This window comes from bacterium, from assembly GCA_040754625.1.
In the GTDB taxonomy this organism is placed as follows: Bacteria; JACRDZ01; JAQUKH01; order JAQUKH01; family JAQUKH01; genus JAQUKH01.
In genome coordinates, this window is record JBFMCF010000096.1 from 65,240 (window position 1) to 84,446 (window position 19,207).

The 19,207-nt window shown below is 41.6% G+C and carries 12 protein-coding genes; all 12 read right to left on the reverse strand.

The window, feature by feature from the left end:
- Positions 1 to 10: 10 nt before the first annotated feature.
- The 12 genes from AB1498_09000 to AB1498_09055 all read right to left on the reverse strand — a co-directional run bounded on the left by AB1498_09000 (position 11) and on the right by AB1498_09055 (position 19,161).
- Positions 11 to 979: a lysylphosphatidylglycerol synthase transmembrane domain-containing protein gene (locus AB1498_09000; GenBank protein ID MEW6088426.1), complete on the reverse strand. Its 969-nt coding sequence runs from the start codon at positions 977 to 979 to the stop codon at positions 11 to 13.
- Positions 980 to 1,131: 152 nt separating this feature from the next.
- Positions 1,132 to 1,608, reverse strand: coding sequence for a cyclic nucleotide-binding domain-containing protein (locus tag AB1498_09005; protein ID MEW6088427.1), 477 nt, complete (start codon positions 1,606 to 1,608; stop codon positions 1,132 to 1,134).
- Positions 1,609 to 1,721: 113 nt separating this feature from the next.
- The gene (nuoF, locus tag AB1498_09010; protein MEW6088428.1) at positions 1,722 to 3,545 is read right to left on the reverse strand and encodes an NADH-quinone oxidoreductase subunit NuoF; all 1,824 of its coding nucleotides are present in this window, start codon (positions 3,543 to 3,545) and stop codon (positions 1,722 to 1,724) included.
- 77 nt (positions 3,546 to 3,622) lie between these two features.
- Positions 3,623 to 4,129, reverse strand: a complete 507-nt coding sequence (nuoE, locus tag AB1498_09015) for an NADH-quinone oxidoreductase subunit NuoE (protein MEW6088429.1) — start codon at positions 4,127 to 4,129, stop codon at positions 3,623 to 3,625.
- A gap of 63 nt (positions 4,130 to 4,192) precedes the next feature.
- Positions 4,193 to 4,663: a cyclic nucleotide-binding domain-containing protein gene (locus AB1498_09020; protein ID MEW6088430.1), complete on the reverse strand. Its 471-nt coding sequence runs from the start codon at positions 4,661 to 4,663 to the stop codon at positions 4,193 to 4,195.
- 16 nt (positions 4,664 to 4,679) lie between these two features.
- Positions 4,680 to 10,046 carry a formate dehydrogenase subunit alpha gene (fdhF, locus tag AB1498_09025; protein ID MEW6088431.1) on the reverse strand — a complete coding sequence of 1,789 codons (5,367 nt, stop codon included), beginning with the start codon at positions 10,044 to 10,046 and terminating at the stop codon, positions 4,680 to 4,682.
- Positions 10,047 to 10,091: 45 nt separating this feature from the next.
- On the reverse strand, positions 10,092 to 11,384 hold the full coding sequence (gene nuoF / locus AB1498_09030; GenBank protein ID MEW6088432.1) for an NADH-quinone oxidoreductase subunit NuoF: 1,293 nt from the start codon (positions 11,382 to 11,384) through the stop codon (positions 10,092 to 10,094).
- A gap of 79 nt (positions 11,385 to 11,463) precedes the next feature.
- Entirely contained in the window at positions 11,464 to 11,931 is a 468-nt protein-coding gene (gene nuoE / locus AB1498_09035) for an NADH-quinone oxidoreductase subunit NuoE (GenBank protein ID MEW6088433.1), read from the reverse strand.
- Positions 11,932 to 13,389 carry an NADH-quinone oxidoreductase subunit N gene (locus AB1498_09040; protein ID MEW6088434.1) on the reverse strand — a complete coding sequence of 486 codons (1,458 nt, stop codon included), beginning with the start codon at positions 13,387 to 13,389 and terminating at the stop codon, positions 11,932 to 11,934.
- 4 nt (positions 13,390 to 13,393) lie between these two features.
- Entirely contained in the window at positions 13,394 to 14,914 is a 1,521-nt protein-coding gene (locus AB1498_09045) for an NADH-quinone oxidoreductase subunit M (protein ID MEW6088435.1), read from the reverse strand.
- A gap of 15 nt (positions 14,915 to 14,929) precedes the next feature.
- Complete coding sequence (locus AB1498_09050; GenBank protein MEW6088436.1) at positions 14,930 to 17,611, reverse strand: proton-conducting transporter membrane subunit; 2,682 nt, start codon at positions 17,609 to 17,611, stop codon at positions 14,930 to 14,932.
- On the reverse strand, positions 17,608 to 19,161 hold the full coding sequence (locus tag AB1498_09055; GenBank protein ID MEW6088437.1) for a proton-conducting transporter membrane subunit: 1,554 nt from the start codon (positions 19,159 to 19,161) through the stop codon (positions 17,608 to 17,610). The genes AB1498_09050 and AB1498_09055 overlap by 4 nt, the downstream gene beginning before the upstream one ends.
- Between the last annotated feature and the right edge of the window lie 46 nt (positions 19,162 to 19,207).

Below are 19,207 nucleotides of genomic sequence, written 5' to 3' on the forward strand. Positions count from 1 at the left end.
AATAGATATTTTAATCCGCTTTTTTTATGTTTGAAATAAAATGCACCACCCCGCCGGCCAAACTAAACATCATACCCACGCTGAAATATAAAAGAGAAATAAAAATGGCCTCTTCGGAGGGAACATTGACTTTGTTAAACAAATATACAAATATACCTTCACGGACCCCTATTCCGCTCAAAGATATGGGGATTACTGTCGCGAGAAACACAATCGGCACAAAAATAAAAAAGTAAAAAACGCTTAAATCAAGACCTGCCGCCCTCGCGACAAAATAACAGCTTATTATTGATAAAATCTGCATCAACAACGAATAGAATAATACCTTGAGAAGGACCTTCCGGTGTGTGATAAAAAAATGCATTGCCTCATAAAAAATTATAATATACTGTTTTATTTTATCCAATGCCTTTTCGCTGCCCTGTGATTTATCCATCAGACCGGTAATCCATGATTTAAGCGATATAAAAAGAAACAACGCGTAATAAATCACAAATATCATTGATAAAATCGCGAATATCAACTCACGGGGAAGCATTTTAAAACTAAAAATACACGCGGCAAGGACAAGGACAGATATGCTGTAAATTCCGATGATCCTCTCAGCGAGTACCGAAATCCCCGCGTAAATTTTGTCCTCGCAATGGTTAACGACTTTATACATTTTAACAAAATCCCCGCTGGACGCTCCCGGCAAAAAAGAATTAAAAAACAGCCCGATAAAATTAAAATTCAATAACTTCTTAAATTCTATTTTTATATCTCTTCCTGAAAGAAGGGTTTGCCACCGGTAAGTTGCAATAAAAATTACCGATAACTGGCAGATAAACGCAAGGAATAAAAAACTGTAATTGATGTCTGAAATTTTTGAGGACAGTTTATGAAAGTCTATTTTCCGTAAAAGAAAATAAATCAACAAAAAGCTTATAGAAAACCGGAGAACAAAAAAACTAAATTTTTTCACATGAAGTAGTTTCATAAGTCGGTTTCGTTTATGAATCCGCCTGGGGCGGAGCGGCGAAACAAGGAAGTCGAGCCGAGCATATCAACTTTGATATGTAAGGCGAGACTGACGAAGTTACAGACGCAAAAATTGCTTTTGTAATAGAAATAAGATTTATGAAACTGCTTCTAAGATTTACTGCCATATTCCCATACATATTTAACCATATCGATAAATTTTTCATCCATTTGCCGCAAGATTCCATTAATAGTTAATGTTAATGTCCTGATTATTTTATAACCGCACAGGGGATAGGTTTTTTCAAGCTTATCAAAATCCGATTTCTCAATAACATATAATTCTGTATTTTTTATAGTTTCCGCTGTGGCTGAATGCGGTTTTGAATCGATAAAAGAACATTCCCCGAAAAACTCATTATCTTTAAGTATATTTAAATTTTGCCGCTCACCCTCCCTCAGGGTCTTGCTTATTTTGACCGTCCCCTTTTTTATAATATACAGCCTGTTGCCCTGCATATTTTCGCTGAAAATTATTTCTTCTGAAGGGAAGGTTTCCTCTTTGATAATTTTAGAAAGAACATCCAGTTCCTTATCATCCAAAGTTTTAAAAAGCGGAATATTTTTCAATGCCTTTTTATCTACCATCGTCATCTCCTTTGTTAGTGCGGAAGTGCTGAAGTTCGGAAGAACGGAAGTCCAATTTGTTTACTCACTTCCGTGCTTTCGCGCTTCCGGTCATCCGCTCTATTTTATATTTTCTATCCTATCGCCCTGAACGGGCAAGCATCAATACAGCTCCGGCACTTTATGCATTTCTGTTTATCTATTCTTGCCACTGTTTTCTTCTCCCAAATGACTGCTTTAACCGGGCAATTTTTCATGCATATCCCGCACATCTTGCAAAGTTTTGTGTTAACTTCAAACTTCAATAAATTAACACATGAACTTGCAGGGCACCGTTTTTCTATAATATGCGCTTCATACTCTTCACGGAAATAACGCAGGGTGCTCAAAACCGGGTTAGGAGCAGTCTGTCCCAAACCGCACAACGATGCTTGTTTTATGTCACCGGCTAAATCCAGGAGAAGGTCAATATCATTAGGCTGTCCTCTCCCTTCTGTAATTCTCGTGAGAATCTCAAGCATCGCGCGTGTCCCTATCCTGCAAGGGGTACATTTCCCGCACGACTCATTCTGGGTAAACTGGAGGAAAAATTTCGCCATGTCAACCATACAAGTGGTGTCATCCATGACAACAATACCGCCGGAACCCATCATGGCTCCCGCGCTCGTTAATGAGTCAAAATCAATGGGTGTATCCAGAAGTGCCTCCGGCAGACAGCCGCCCGACGGGCCGCCCATTTGCGCAGCTTTGAATTTCCGGTTTTTCCCGCTGATACCTCCGCATATGTCGAAAATAATTTCCCTCAAAGTCATACCCATCGGGACTTCAATTAATCCTGTATTTTTAATCTTCCCGGTAAGCGCGAAAATAGCCGTCCCCGGGCTTTTCTTGGTCCCCAAATTAACATACCACTCCGCCCCTTTATTAATTATAAGGGGTATATTCGCGTAGGTTTTAACATTATTAATGTTTGTAGGAGAATCCCATAATCCCTTGCGGGCCGGGAAGGGGGGGCGGATCCTCGGCATACCTCTTTTTCCTTCAATCGATTCCATTAAAGCCGTTTCCTCGCCGCATACAAACGCGCCTGCTCCTTCCTTGATTTCTATATCAAAACTAAAATTTGTCCCGAGTATGTTTTTCCCTAATAAATTTTTTTCTTTTGCCTGCCTCAAAGCTATTCCGAGGCGTTTGATAGCCAGCGGATATTCCGCCCTCGCGTAAAAATAACCGTGGGTGGCTCCTATTGTAAACGCGGCTATTATCAGGCCTTCGACCACGGAATGCGGGTCACCCTCCAGAACACTTCTGTCCATAAAAGCGCCGGGATCACCTTCATCGGCGTTAACAATAACATATTTATTTTCAGCCTGCGCCATTTTCGCGAAACTCCACTTCATACCCGTGGGGAAACCGGCCCCGCCCCGGCCCCTCAGCTTAGAATTAGTTACAACTTCAATCACTTCATCAGGAGACATTTCAAATAATACCTTCTTTAACGCGGAATATCCTCCATTGGCAATATATTCATCAATATCTTCCGGGTTAATTTTGCCGCATCTTTTCAATATATTGCGGACCTGTTTTCCATAAAATCTGTCATAATCCTCCGACACCAGCCAATCAGAAACAGGATTTCCCTGCAGTAAATCCTCCTCTATTATCCTTGTAACCATTTCACTCTTGACCTTCATATATGTATGCTGTCCCCTGCCCGGGATAATAATATCAACCAGAACATCCCTCGCGCAAAGCCCCCGGCAGCCGGTCTGCTTTATCACACACGGTTTCTGGACAACCGCGTTTATATGATGTTTTTTTACTTCCTCTTCAAATTTATGTATAACAGCGTCCCCGCCCGCCGCCTGGCCGCCGGTCCCCAGACAAATTAAAATCTGGATTTGTTCAGGATTGGTTGTTTCCGGTGAAGTTAATATATCTTTAACTTCTTGATTCATAATCTCTTTTCTCCCTTTATTAAATCTAAAACTGAAAACTTATGTTCTTTAGTTTTCCGTTCTTTCGTTCTTCAGTCTTATTTAGTTTCCTTTTTAGCGCTATGAGCTTCAATAACCTCTAAAGATTTCGCAGGAGTAACTTCTCCATATGTTTCTTTATTAACCACCATAACGGGCGCCATACCGCACGCGCCGAGGCACGCAACCTCTTCAATCGTAAAATTCCCGTCTCTCGTCATCTCCCCGGGTTTTACTTCCAGTTTTTCAAGCAATTTTTCCATAATTCTATCAGAACCTTTAACGTGGCATGCAGTCCCCCTGCAAATTCTTACAACATTTTTACCTCGCGGGGTCAAATAAAACTGCGCGTAAAAAGTAACTACGCCGTAGACGTCTGTCAAATAAACATTTAGTCCTTCAGCTACCAAATCCAGCAATGGTTCCGGCAAATAACCGTAAGCATCCTGTATCTTCTGCAGAACAGAAATTAAAGACCCTCGTTTGCCTTTATATTGTCTTATAATATCCAGCGCCCTGGTTGCGTCAAAATCCAAATGCCTGTCCGGAACATATTCTATAACCATAATTTATTTTACTCCTTCAATATCTTTGCTCTCTGCGCCATGCCCTATGCGCTATGCTCTTTCCTACCGCCTTCCGCCCCACATATAATTTACTAATTCAACAAATTTGTCATTCATTTCCCGTAATATCGCGATAGTGACAACCGCCAATGCCTTCATTATCCTGAAACCGCCTTCAGGGTCATCAACAGCCAGTTTTTCAAAGTCCGCCTTTTCAATGCTTATCAACGTGGTTTCATTAATAGTTTCAACAGTGGCTGAATGTTCTCCGCCGTCTATAAAAGACATTTTCCCAAAATACTCTCCTTCTTCAACAACATCTAAAATCTGTTTTTCACCTTCACGGATTACTTTAGTTATCCTGACACTTCCCTGTTTAACAATAAATAATTTTGAGCCTGCCTGCCCCTCGGAAAAAATAACAGTTTTGGGCGGGTATGTCTTTTCATTTGCAATGCCCGCAATTTTTTTTATTTCTTCTTCGTCCAAATCTTTAAAAATTGAAATGTTTTTGATAAATTTTACATCTGTCATTTTATTCACCTCACTTTTAAATTTTTTCTATTCTGACCGCACAAGATTTAAATTCCGGCACGTGAGAATAAGGATCTAACGCGGCATTGGTTATTATATTAACCGGAATTTCCTTAAAATGCATCGGGAGAAAAACAACACCCTCCACTGTTTTGTCACTCAAAATTATCTTAACGGATATTTCACCTCTCCTGGATTTTACCCGGACTTTTTCCTTATCTTTTAAATTTAACTTTTGCGCATCTTTTGGATTCATTTCCATAAACCCCTCAGGGCAGACATCCATAATTCCCTGGGAGCGGTGTGTCATTACCCCTGTATGATAATGGAAAAGCAGTTTTCCTGTCGTCAAAAGGAAAGGATAATCGTTATCCGGTTTCTCAGCCATGGGAATATATCTTTCTGAAATAAATTTTGCCTTCCCGTTCGGGAACCCCATTTTATATAAATATTTCAGGCCTGAATGGTTCTTATCCGGGCAGGGCCATTGTAACCCGCGGGCAGCTAAACGCTTATGCGTAATACCCCCGTATATCGGGACGAGTTGATTTATTTCATCCATTATTTCAGATACATTACTGTAATTCATATCATAACCCATCGCCTTTGATAAATTGGAAATTATCCTCCAGTTAGGCCTGCTTTCTCCCACAGGGGGCAACGCCTTTCTTAACAACTGCACTCTTCTTTCCATATTTGTAAATGTCCCGTCTATTTCCGCGAAACTGCAGGCGGGTAAAATTACATCCGCCATTTTCCCGGTCTCAGTTATAAACATGTCCTGGACCACCAAAAACTCCAGTTTTTTCATGCTCTCTTCAATCTGGTGGGCATTGGGATAACTCATCTTCAAATTCCCCGCCATAATATAAAGCGCTTTTACTTTCCCTATATTCATCGCGGGGACCGCCTCGGTCAGACTCAGCCCGGGCCACATGGGCAAAGAAACTTTCCATGCCTTCTCAAATTTTCTGATCATCGCAAGATCGCTCATTTTCTGGTAACCCGGGAGGAAATCCGGGATACTTCCCATATCGCATGAACCCTGGCTGTTGCACTGCCCGCGAAGCGGGTAAAAACCGACATTCTGCCGCCCGACATTACCGGTCAATAATATCAGATTGGCAAGCGCAGCCACATTCTGCAGACCGGACATATGTTGTGTTATACCCATCCCGTAAAGCACCGCACCGTTCCTGCTCGAGGTAAATAATTCCGCGGCCCTGACAATATCTTCCTTTGACACACCGGTAATTTTGGAAACCAATTCCGGTGTATATTCTCTTATAGTATCCTGCAGTTCTTCAAATCCTTCGGTCCGGTTCTCAATAAAATTCTGGTCCATCAATCCCTGGCTTATAATGATATTTATAATACCGTTAATCAGCGCCACATCTGTTCCATAATTGGGGCGAAGCCATAATTTTGAAATCTGTGTAAGTTTTATGCGTCTCGGGTCAATAACAATCAAATTCGCATTATTTTCCCTCACAGCGCGTTTAACCTCCAGCGCGAATGTGGGATGGGTTTCCGTGATGTCTGTTCCGATAACAATAATCGACTTCGCCTTTGCAATTTCATTAAAGGAATTAGTCATTACACCGCTTCCAAACATCTGGGTAAGTATTTTTAACGAGGCCGCGTGTTCATAATAAAAACAAGTGGTATCAACATTGTTCGTTCCAATGGCGGTCCGCATGAATTTCTGGAACACATAGTTATCCTCATTAGTGCAATACGCCGACCCCAATCCCATAATCGCGTCCGGCCCGGCCTGTTCTTTAATAGTTTTTAATTTCCCCGCGATAAATTTAATCGCCTCTTCCCATGGAGCGCGCATAAATTTCCCGCTTCTTTTAATGAGCGGCGTAACGAGCCTCTCCGGGTCGTTTACATAAGTATATCCGTACCTGCCTTTCACGCACAGGTTGCCGTTATTAATACCTTGTCCTTCTTTGGCGGTAACTTTGACAATTTTATTATCTTTGACATTTAACGTCATACTGCACCCGCAGCCGCAATAAGAACAAATCGTCGAAACCTCTTTCAGCTCCCATGGCCGCGCGGCGTGTTTCGATAACTTATTGGCAAGCGCGCCCGTCGGGCAGACGGAAACACACCTGCCGCAAAACTCACAGTCAAGGCCCCTGCCGAAAAACGTTCCCATCTCTGTTTTAAAACCTCTTCGCGAAAACGCTATCGCATTCACACCCTGCATTTCGGAGCACGCACGAACGCATTTTTTGCATAAAATACATTTGCTCATGTCCCGTTCAACCAGCGTTCTTGTATCATCCATTACATTTTCCTGGGGCTGGGCGCCAAAACGGTTTCTATCGGGGCCGTAGAGGAAAGATAATTTTTGCAAATCACACTCCCCTCCTTTGTCACATACCAGGCAGTCAACCGGGTGTTTCGCCAAAAGAAGTTCCAAAATCATTTTTCTAAGTTTATGCACAGATTCCGTCTCTGTCTTGACTTTCATGTTATTCAGGACAGGCGTAATACATGAAGCCAGTAATTTATTCGTCCCTTCAATTTCCACGAGGCATAACCTGCACGCCCCAAACGGCGACATTTCGCTGTGATAACAAAGGGTCGGTATATAAATATCAAGTTTTTTCGCGGCCTCTAAAATAGTCGTGCCCTGTTCCACAGTAATTTCTTTATCATTGATACTTAAAGTCACCATTTCCTTTTTTCTAGTGACAGGAATAACATCTACGAAAGTTTCTTCCATATTCGGGGACTTGGATAAAGGATCGAGTGTTGCTTTAGTCAGGATATTAAAATTGGAATTCCAATTCGCGTGCAAAGGCAGAAACAGCATTCCCTCCATAACTTTATTTGTAATAAAAACCTTAGTTTCAAGCTCACCCTGCTTACTTACTACTTTGACTATCGAATCGTCCTCTATCTCTAATTTTTTTGCGTCATTCGGATGCACGGATAATTTAGGCTCTTCCTCAACAAAAATCATCCCCTTTGACCTTCTCGTCGTTACCCCGCTTCTATGATGAAATAATGTGCCGTTGGTAATGATACGGTAAGGAAAATGCAGGGTGGGCTGCGGGACAGAATATTTATAATCCACAGGGTAAAACATGGCTTTTACCCGTTCAAAACTATCGGTATATAAAACTTTTGTCCCCTGGCCTTCCAGGGAAAGGCACGGCCAGAACACAGGTTCTTTTTCATTCAATTTCTCATACGTTATTCCCCTGTAAATAGGAACCAGGCTTGTTATTTCCTGGAATATTTCCTCTGTTGAAAGATATTCCATTATATACCCGAACTTGAAAGCCAGATTTACAAATATTTTCCAATCAGGCTTGGTTTCAGGCGAAGGTTTTATCGCCTTGTTTATTTTCTGGATCCTCCGTTCAGTATTGGTAAATGTCCCTTCCTTTTCCGCAAAGCTTACAGCGGGTAAAACAACATCGGCGAGCTTCGCGGTTTCAGAAAGAAAAATATCCTGTACAACAAGAAAATCCAGCGCTTTTAAATTAGCCTCTGCCTGTTTTGAATTTGGATGGGAAACCGCGGGGTTGGAACCAACAATATACATCCCCCTGATTTTCCCCCCGGGAATAGACTGGATCATTTCCGTGGCAGTCAAACCCGCATTTACAGGAAGCTTTGTCTTCCATTTTTTCTCAAAATCATTTTTTACGGAAGCGGAATATACCGATTGATATCCCGACAGGTAATCCGGAAGAACACCCATATCGGTGGTTCCCTGGCCGTTATTTGTCTGGCGAAGCGGGATTAATCCGTTGTTTTCTTTCCCTATATGGCCGCAGGCCAAAACAAGATTAACAAGCGCATGAACATTATCAACTGCCTTTTCCTGTAAAACAAATTCCAGGCCGTAAATCGCCATGGCGCTTTCCGCGCCCGCGTAAAGCCTTGCGGCTTCCCGGATTTTTTCCCCGCTAATCCCCGTAACAGCCTGAACATTATCCAGAGACAGTTTCTCAAGTTTTGTTTTGACCTTGTCAAAATCCTCTGTCCGCTTTTCTATAAAAGATTCATTATAGAGTTTTTCATCAATTACGACCTTCAACATCGCCGACAGCAATAAAAGTTCCATTCCGGGTTTTAACTGGAACCATATATCTGAAAATTTTGTCAAATCAATCTCGCGGCTGTTGATTACAATCAGTTTCGCCTTTTTCTCCCGGACCGCCTTTTTAATTTCGAGACCAACAATAGGCAGTGTTTCTGTCGTATCGGTTCCTATCAGCAAAATAACCTTTGTATTCGCGATTTCCGGTATAGAATTAGTGGCGGCGCCATATCCTAAACTGTCGGTCAGTGCTTTAAAAGAAGCCGCCTGTTCAATTCTTATCTGGCTGTCAATATTGTTTGTCTTTAAAACCGCCCGCATAAATTTCTGGAATAAATAACTTTCTTCATTCGTCCCCCTGTTTGACCCTATACCTCCGATTTTATCACTCCCGTACTTTTCCGTGATTTCCTTAAATTTATTGGCAATGAGGTCTAATGCTTCATCCCATGTAACAGGGACAAACATCCCGTCTTTTTTGGCGAGCGGATATTTTAACCTGAATTTATTATTTACAAAATCATACCCGAACCTGCCTTTTGCGCATATTTTCCCGTCATTTACACCAAGCCCTTCTTTAGAAGTAATCCTGACGATTTTATTTTCCTTGGTGTCCAGTATGACCGTACAGCCGCATCCGCAATAAGGACAAACACTTTTTACCTGTTTCATTTCCCACGGCCTTGCTTCATATTCGGAAAAACGCGGGGCAAGCGCTCCTACAGGGCAGACAGAAAGGCACTGTCCGCAAACCTCGCAATTTGAAACACGTCCAAACGGAAAATCAACGCGGGTATTAAAACCCCGGTAAGTGTAACCAATCGCGCCTCTCCCCCGGATTTCATCACATACCCGGACACATTTGCCGCAAAGAATACATTTTTTCATGTCCCGGCTGATAAGGTGATTAACATCAATTCTTTCATATTTCTGGAAATGCATTTTAAACCTGTCTTCCGTCACTCCCAGTTTAAATGTTAAAGTCTGCAGTTCGCATTCCCCGCCCTTATCACAAACCAGACAATCCAGAGGATGATATAAAAGCATAAGTTCAACAACAGTTTTTCTTAGTTTATTTATCTCCGGGGTATCAGTGGTTACAATCATTCCCTCTGCTGCTATAACGGCGCACGCGGCTGATAACTTCGGCACACCTTCAATTTTGACCAAACACACCCTGCACGCCCCGTAACGGCTGAGCTTACTGTGAAAACACAATTTAGGGATATAAATACCAGCCTGCTGCGCGGCCTCTAAGACTGTTGTATTTTCTGAAACCAAAACCTCTTTGCCATCTATTGTTAGTTTAACCATAATTTCCTCTGTAACAGTTTAAACCGTTTAAACTGTTTAAACCGTTCAAACCCGGTTGTTAATCTGTCCTGTTTTATATGCACATTTCTTATCTTTTATATGCGATTCAAAATCTTTAGGAAAACGTTTTATAATACTTAAAATAGGATTTGCCGCCGCCAGGCCTAAACCGCAAAATGCCGCGGTCTTCATACCCTGGCCAAGATCCATAATCAAGTCTAAATCTTCTTTTTTCCCTTCCCCCTGCACAATCCGCAGGAGAATTTTCGAGATCCAGAATGTCCCTTCCCGGCACGGCACACATTTCCCGCAGGACTCATGCCTGAAAAATTTATTTGCACGGCGCGCAATTTCCACCATACAGGTTTCATCGTTAATTACTATTACTGCGCCTGAACCCAGCATACTGCCTACTTTTGCCAATCCTTTGTGGTCCATTGAAATGTCAATTTCACTCTCATTTAAACAGCCGGAAGAAAGTCCGCCCGGAAAAACCGCTTTTAATTTTTTTCCGTCTTTTATGCCGCCGCCAAATTTATAAATAAGGTCCGCCAGGTGTGTTCCTGTGGGCAATTCATAAAGCCCGGGTTTATGGACATGTCCGCTTAATGAATATATCATTGTTCCCGGGAAATCACGGGAACCTGTATTCGCAAACCATTCATCGCCGTTAACAATGATAGGCGAAATTAAAGCAAATGTTTCAACATTATTCAAAACAGTAGGTTTTCCCCATAATCCGACATTAATAGGAAAAGGCGGTTTTATCCGTGAATGCCCTACTTTACCCTCCAGGGATTCCAGCAAGGCAGTCTCTTCTCCGCAAATATAGGAACCCGCGCCGACATAAACATCTATATCAAAATTAAAATCCTTCCCCTGGATATTAGACCCGAGAAAATTGCTTTCTTTCGCTTCTTTTATCGCGTCTTTCAGAATCCGCGCTCCTTTAACATACTCGCCTCTTATATAAATATATCCCTTTTCAGCGCCTATTGAAAATCCCGCGATTGTCATCCCTTCAATAATTGCAAACGGGTCTTTCTCGATAATAGCCCTGTCTTTAAAAGTTCCCGGTTCACCTTCATCCGCGTTACATACAATATATTTAGGAAAATTCCTGTCCCTGCGCGCAAATTCCCACTTTAATCCCGCAGGAAAGGCGGCACCCCCGCGGCCGCGCAGCCCCGAACGTTTTATGCTTCCGATTACTTCTTCCGGAATCATATCATTTAAAACCTGCGTTAATCCTTTATATCCGCCCAATCTCAAATATGTATCCAGTTTATGCGAATCAGGTTCATTGATATTCCTCAAAGTTATTTTTATATTATCCATACTAACTCCCGCAAAAAATTCAAACTCCCCCAACCCCCTCTTTAATTAAAGAGGGGGGTCAAGGGGGCGTTTCTTATATTTATTTATATTTTTCCAGTATCTCTTTTATCTTTTCTTTCGTTAAATTCTCGTGCAAGTCCCCGTTTACCATCATCACCGGCGCCGTGCCGCAAGAACCCAGGCATTCCACTAATTTCAAACTAAACTTTTTGTCTTTTGTTGTTTCGCCAGGTCTTACCTCCAGAATACTTTCCAATGTTCTAATAATATGTTCACTTCCAAGCAGGGAGCATGATATATTATTACATACGGAAACGATATTTTTACCCTGCGGGCTCGTGTGAAGCATTGTATAAAAAGTAGCTACGCTAAAGACATAAACCTCCGGGATATTCAAGACAAAAGATACATCCTTAAGCGCATTTTCCGTGAGAAACCCATATTCTTCCTGCACCAGATAAAGGACAGGAAGCAACGCGCCTTTTCTATTCGGATATGTATCCGCCAGTTCATTTATTCTCTTAACAAGCTCATTTGAAATTTCCATTTAAAACATACCTCCCACGGCGTCCGCGGCAAATTTTAGCACGGGCTCAGGATAAATACCAAGCACCAAAACCGCTGTTACTGCAATTCCCAATACCAATAATAAAGGTGCAGATTTATTTACTTCAGTTTTTTGGTCAACGGATTTTTTCATATACATATACACAATAATCCGAAGATAATAATAAAGGGCAATTACACTATTTAGTACGCCCGCGACCGCTAAAAAAATATAATCCGATTTTACCGCGGCCATGAAGACATAAAATTTACCGACAAAACCCGCTGTCGGCGGGATTCCAGCCAGGGAAAGCAAAAATACACTCATCAATAACGCGATACCCGGGTAACGTTCATTTATACCCGAAAAATCATCCATTTCCGCGCCTGAAATACCATTTTTATTTAAAAATATTATTATCGAAAACGCGCCTATATTCATAAAAAGGTAGCCGCTTAGATAAAACAGGACAGACTGCAATCCAAGATTCCCCGCTGCCCCGCCCCCCGCCACAATCCCGATTAAACAATAACCCGCGTGGGCTATGCTGGAATAGGCCAGCATTCTTTTTATATTAGTCTGCGCGATTGCGACTACATTTCCCACAGTCATGGTTAAAAACGAAATGACGGTTAAAATAAGCACCCATTCGGCTTTTAATGTCAATAAACTATAGATAAAAACCCTGCCGAGCACCGCAAAAGCGGCCAGTTTCGGGCCGACCGACATAAAACCGGTAACCGGGGTGACCGCACCTTCATAAGCATCAGGCGTCCACATATGAAACGGAACAGCGGCAATTTTAAATCCAAACGCTATTACAAGAAAAATCAAGACCAGCATATAACCGATGTTTACAGAGGTATTGTTTTGCAAAAAGTTTTTTATTACAACCAAATTAGTCGTACCAAACATGCCGTAAGCTAAAGAAATCCCGTAAAGCAAAAACGCGGTTGCTAAAATGCCCATGAGAAAATATTTTAATGCGGCCTCGTTTGAACGAAATTCCGTCCTGGAAATCCCGACAAGAATATATATGGAAATTGCCATTAATTCCAGACCGGCATAAACAGTTACAAGATCAAGGCTGCCTGCCATAATCATCATACCCACGCAAGCTATAAGAATAAAAGTAAAATATTCGGCCCGGTGAGAAACCCCGTGACTTTTAATATGGTTCGAGGAAATTAAAATAACCAGTAAAGAAAGTATAATCAAGGCTGTTTTAAAAAATACGGTATAGAAATCTGATACCAGCATAGTATCACTTGTCACAATTTCAGGCTTAGAAAACTGGCTGCATGCCAAAAAAAGCGCGATCAAAAGCCCGGCTATGGATATTGCTTCACTGTAAACACCTTCTTTTTTGTCTGCAATAAGGTCAGCAAGTATAACTGATATTCCTGACAAAACAATAATTATTTCAGGCAATAAACTTAAGTTTTTCAACTGCTCCATAAAACTAAATACCTCCCGCTCTTCCTACCTCTAAAACAATTTGTTCTGCGGCTGTATGAAAAATCCTTAAAAATGGGTCAGGGTAAACACCGATCCAGATAACAAACAACGCAAGCGAAGCCAGGCATATGCTTTCTCTCAGGTTTAAATCGAGCATATTGGCATGTTTCGGATTTACCTTATGCCCAAGCATCACCCGCTGGTACATCCATAAAACATAAGCGGCACCCAATGGAATACCCGCGACTGAAATAACCGCAAAAACCCTGTATAATCCATTGTAAAGAATAACATTATTTTTTACCGACCCCGTAAGTATTAAAAATTCACCCGCAAAACCGGAAAGGCACGGCACACCCATCGAAGCTAATAAAAATAACGTAAAGAAAAAAGTGTATACCGGTATCTTTTTGGATAAACCGCCGAAATCTTCTATTTGTTTTGTATGTGCCCGGTCATAAATCAAACCAACACATAAAAATAACGCCCCTGTAGTAACACCATGATTAAACAACTGCAGTATCGCGCCTTCCAAACCATGCTGGCTGAACGCGAAAATTCCAAGGACTACAAATCCCATGTGGCTGATGCTTGAATACGCCACCAGTTTTTTCATATCCTTCTGGCTTATGGCCAAAAAAGCACCATATATAATTGCTATAACCGATAAAACTGCCGCTAAAGGCGCCAGCGCCTGGGATGCGAAAGGAAATAAAGGCAGGCTGAAACGTAAAAATCCATAAGCCCCCATTTTTAATAAAACCCCCGCGAGGATAATACTTCCCGCTGTCGGGGCCTGGACATGAGCGTCCGGGAGCCATGTATGAAACGGAAACATAGGTATTTTAATCGCCCATCCCACAAAAAACGCCATAAATACCCAGAGCTGGAAATTAATGGGATAGGAAACAGTTTTTAGTTTTAAAATATTAAAAGTTAGTCCTTCCCCGCTGAGCTCCGGATACTTAAAATAAACCGCCAGGATACCTATAAGCATTAATACACTTCCGAACAAAGTGAAAAGAAAAAATTTAACCGCGGCATACAGTTTATTTTCCCCGCCCCAGACACCGATTAAGAAAAACATAGGAATAAGCATTAGTTCCCAGAATATATAAAAAAGCACAAAATCCAATGCAACCAGGGAGCCTATAACTGAGGTTTCCATAAAAAGAAGCAGCGGGTAATATTCTTTCACCCTGTCCTTGACCGATGTCCATGAGGACAGGATTGAAACAGATGTTAAAATAGCGGTTAGAAAAATAATCAGGACACTAATCCCGTCTACGCCTAATAAATATTCAATTCCGGCGGACGGTATCCACGGCAGTTTTTCAACAAATTGCATTTCAGCTAAATCCGGGTCAAATTTATAAACAAGAAATATTGATAAAACCAATTCAATTATTGAAATCGCAAATGTGGTTTTTCTTATCAGTTCCTCATTATTTTTAGGAATAAGGAAAAGGACCAAACACCCGCCCGCGAGGGGTAAAAAAGTTAAAATTGACAATATTGGAAACATATTTCTCCTGTATCTTTATATGAACAAAACAATAAATAACAGTATCACTGCGCCTAAAACAAAACTATACGCGTAACTTGAAACTTTGCCCGTCTGTAATTTTCTTAATGAACCGCCCAGTTCATTAGTCAAATCCGCCAAATAATTTACAAATCCGTCTATAATATTTAAATCCACCGACCTGTTTGCGTCACAGAATTTATAATAATCCTGTACTAAACCTTCCCCGGGAAGCTTCTCTAAAACCTCTTCTTCCTCAACAACGGATATCGGGATCTCTTCCACTCCGATAATTGCCGCGATAACACGATCCAGAATCGTGTCATACGTCATATCGGTCCTGCCGAATATCCTCCACATTCCTCCCTGTCTCTGAATAGCCTCGCCAAGCATACTATCATAATTTGTATCCGCGCGGCCGAATACTTCCCACATCCCGCCCTGTTTCTGAATGGCCTCGCCAAGCATACTATCATAATTTGTATCCGCGCGGCCGAATACTTCCCACATCCCGCCCTGTTTCTGAATGGCTTCGCCGAGAATACTGTCATAACCCTTGTCCGCGCGGCCAAACACCTCCCACATCCCGCCCGGTCTCTGGCCATCCGCGCCCTTCCCGGCCAATTCGTCATAAGCAGGATACGCGCCAGGCTGTTTTTTCATATTCTCATCGTAAACCAGGTGGAATTTTGTGTCCGCGTCGCTAAAACGTTCCAGACCTTTCATTTTCGGCGCAGGATGTTTAATAAAAATTCCCTCGTGGCTCCCCGGCACCCAGATATAAACCATTAAAACGGAAATGAACTCTCTGACCCATACGGCAAAAATAACACACGGTTTCACGCAGAAATATCTAAAACCGTCAAATATTTTCCCATAGTAATATTCCACGGTAAGTTTATCCGTAACATGCACATGAAACCAGCCAAACCGCAGTCCTAATATAAAATACATGCCTCCCAAAAATATGGCCGTGGCGCCCGGCAGTAAATTATGAAGAACATCCGGGCTTGTAAAAAAAGCTTTTGTCAGCGGGTCATATAAAATAGGCAATATGGAATGGACATCACTCCTGTGAATATTATAAATATGCTCGTAAGCATGGGATGAAGGATCATAGCCAAAACTGCCAAGCCCCGGCCCGATTATATGCTCCAGGAGCCAGTTTGGAAACAGCCCAATCAATATTATTGCGGCCGAAAAACCTACCAGGCTTATTTTCATCAGAAGCGGGACTTCTTTTGCGTCTTTGCTTATCTCCTTTTCTTTCCCTAGAAATACTAAAATAAACAATTTAATATTTGAGGCAAACGTCCCCGCGGCGGTTAAAACAAAAATGATTTCCGCAAAACGCAGTAAATTATCAGGTTTTCCAAAATAGTGGACAGAATGTTCATAGGCCTCCAATATAGAATGATGCAATAATGTTTTACTCGCGAACCCGTTAAAACCGGGGACACCCGAAATACCAAGCACAGCTATTAATAAACATACCGCTGATAAAGGCATCTTTTTCCGCAGCCCGCCCAATTTATACATATCCTGCTCGCCTGTGGAAAAATACACCGCCCCCACACATAAAAACAGGCTTGCCTTAAAAAGACTGTGATTTACAATATGATACAATGCCCCGGCCAATCCCATGGCCCCGTCTTTACCCATGTAAGCCGCGCATCCTATACCCATCATGATATAACCCATCTGGCTTACACTGTGATACCCGAGCATTTCCTGCGAATCACTGCTGATTAGAGCGTTCAGGACCCCTAAGAACATTGTTACAACGCCTATCATTATCATCACATAGCCTATGTTTTCCTGTGTCCACAAATTATTGTCAAACCCGCTGTAAATTAAATTTACAACCCTGAATATACCATATGCTCCCGCCTTAATCATCGCCCCGCTGGACAAGCAGGCCGTTATGCTTAACGTATTCGGGTACATCCTGGGGACCCAGATATGCTCGCCGAATAAAGCGGCCTTTCCTCCAAAACCAAATATCATTAAAAAAGCAATTATATATTTCGCATGAGCTGAAATGCCGCCGAGTTTCCCGCCCTGGCTTACTATATTAAGGCTTCCTGTATAGTAATTCAGCATAAGCATGCCGCATAACAGAAAAAGCCCTGTAACAACACCTACATAAAGATAGAAATTTGCGCCCCGGACCGATTTTTCATCATCCCTGTGAGCAATCATGCTGTAGGGAAAAATCACCAGGCCTTCAAAAAATATGAAAAGGGTAAGAAAATCTCCCGCGAGCATTACTCCCAGATTCATCGCCATTGTAATTAAACTAAAGAAATCATAGCGTGCCGCTTTGCCTTCTTTTTTGAAATAGCCTTCACCATAAATTACAGCCAGCAGCCATACAAAACCTACCAATAACACCATCAAATAACTTATGTTGTCCACACGAAAACTTAAACCGATGCTTTCCATCCAGTTCATGCCGGTTTCTATCCCGCGGTATAATTTCCCGTCATATTCCACCCCGGTCAATACCGGCTTTGTCATTAATAATATAAGAACAAAGTCTAAAACTGACCCGACTATTACGACAAGTTTACGCGCAGTTTCGCTGAATCTTGAAACAAATATGCTTATAAACGCAGTTAATACCGGGACTAAAATCACCCACACAGGAAGCGCGGCCTGCCACCCTATTTGATTAGTTATTGTCTGTGTCATCATTTAATAATACACCCTCCAGCAAGAAAAAAACCATCGACTATTTTTTTAATAAACGATACCGGGAACTGAGGGAAAATACCGAAAATGACAATCCCGGCTGTTAAAATAACCAAAGGTATCAACATATATAAACCTGGTTCATCATGTTTGCCGTTTTCTTCCGTGACTCCATATTCCAGGACGGGGCCGTTTTGGTTTTCTGCACCAAACCAGGCTTTGTAAATAACAGGGCCGTAATAAACTAAATTCATGAAACTGCTGAGCAATAATGTGCACAGCGCAATTATTCCGACATAAAAACTATAAGAACCATAAGCCGCGACATCCAGGGAACCCAGTGCCAAAAACCATTTGCTGATAAAACCATTAAAAGGGGGGAAACCTATCATGGATAACCCGGCAATAGTAAAGCATGCCGCAGTTACAGGCATCTTTTTTCCTATCCCTTCCAAATCCGTTAAATTATTTATATCCTTTTTGTAAATAAAAATCCCCGCGGCCAAAAAAAGAACAGATTTTATCAGCGCGTGATTTAAAATATGGATGGTCCCGCCTATCGCACCCCTTGGCGTAAGGAGCGTAAAACCCAATACAATATAACCTATCTGGGCAATACTGGAATACGCGAGCATCTTTTTTATCTCTGTTTGCGATATGGCAATAGCTGAACCTAAAAATATGCTGATTAATGAAAAAACCAATAATACAGTAAGCATTGCCTCGCCCCTGAGCAAGTCCATTCCTACAATGCTGTAAATAGCCCTTAAAATACCATACGCCCCAGCTTTTTTCATTACACCGGCAAAAAGAGCGGATGCCGGAGACGGCGATATTGAATAGGCGTCCGGGACCCAGACATGAAGCGGGAAAAGACCCGCTTTTACACCAAAACCAATAATGTAGCCCCAGAAAATATAAGGCAGTAAGGAATTTAATGAAGAATTATTGGATAATTTCATGCTCAAATTTAAAAAATCCCCTGTTCCCGCTATCGCGTATGTGGCCAGGATTGAAAACAAAAGTATTAATCCCCCGGCAATTCCCATAAAAAGATATATCATCCCGGCCCGCATAGCTTTGGAATTTTCTTCCTGTATAATCAAAACATAAGACGCGACTGTTAATAATTCAAATGTAAGATATAAACTAAAAAGGTTCCCCGTAAAAACTACTCCGAGCATGCCCGTCAAAGAAAGCAGGGAAAACATGTTGTATCTCAATAAACTGCCTTTATTTGTAAAATATTCAATACTATAAATGCTTGTAAGCATCCAGATAAAAGCGGAAATAAATCCGACAAAGAAACTTAACATATCCGCCTGGCATAGAAAACCAATCCGGAACCCGGTATTTATTTCAAGTTGTAAAATATTCCCGCTATTTATAGCCGGATACATTTTTAAAACAATTAAAAATGTTATAACAGTTATTAATACGGTAAATTGATTAATATGTTTTTCTATTTTTTTCCCAATTACAGGGACCGCAATTGCTCCCAGCAAAGGGATCAAAATAGCCAGTAAAGGCAACATACTGTTCTGAATAACCATAATCGCTCCTTACAATGTCCAAACGGTTTAAACGGTTAAACGGTTT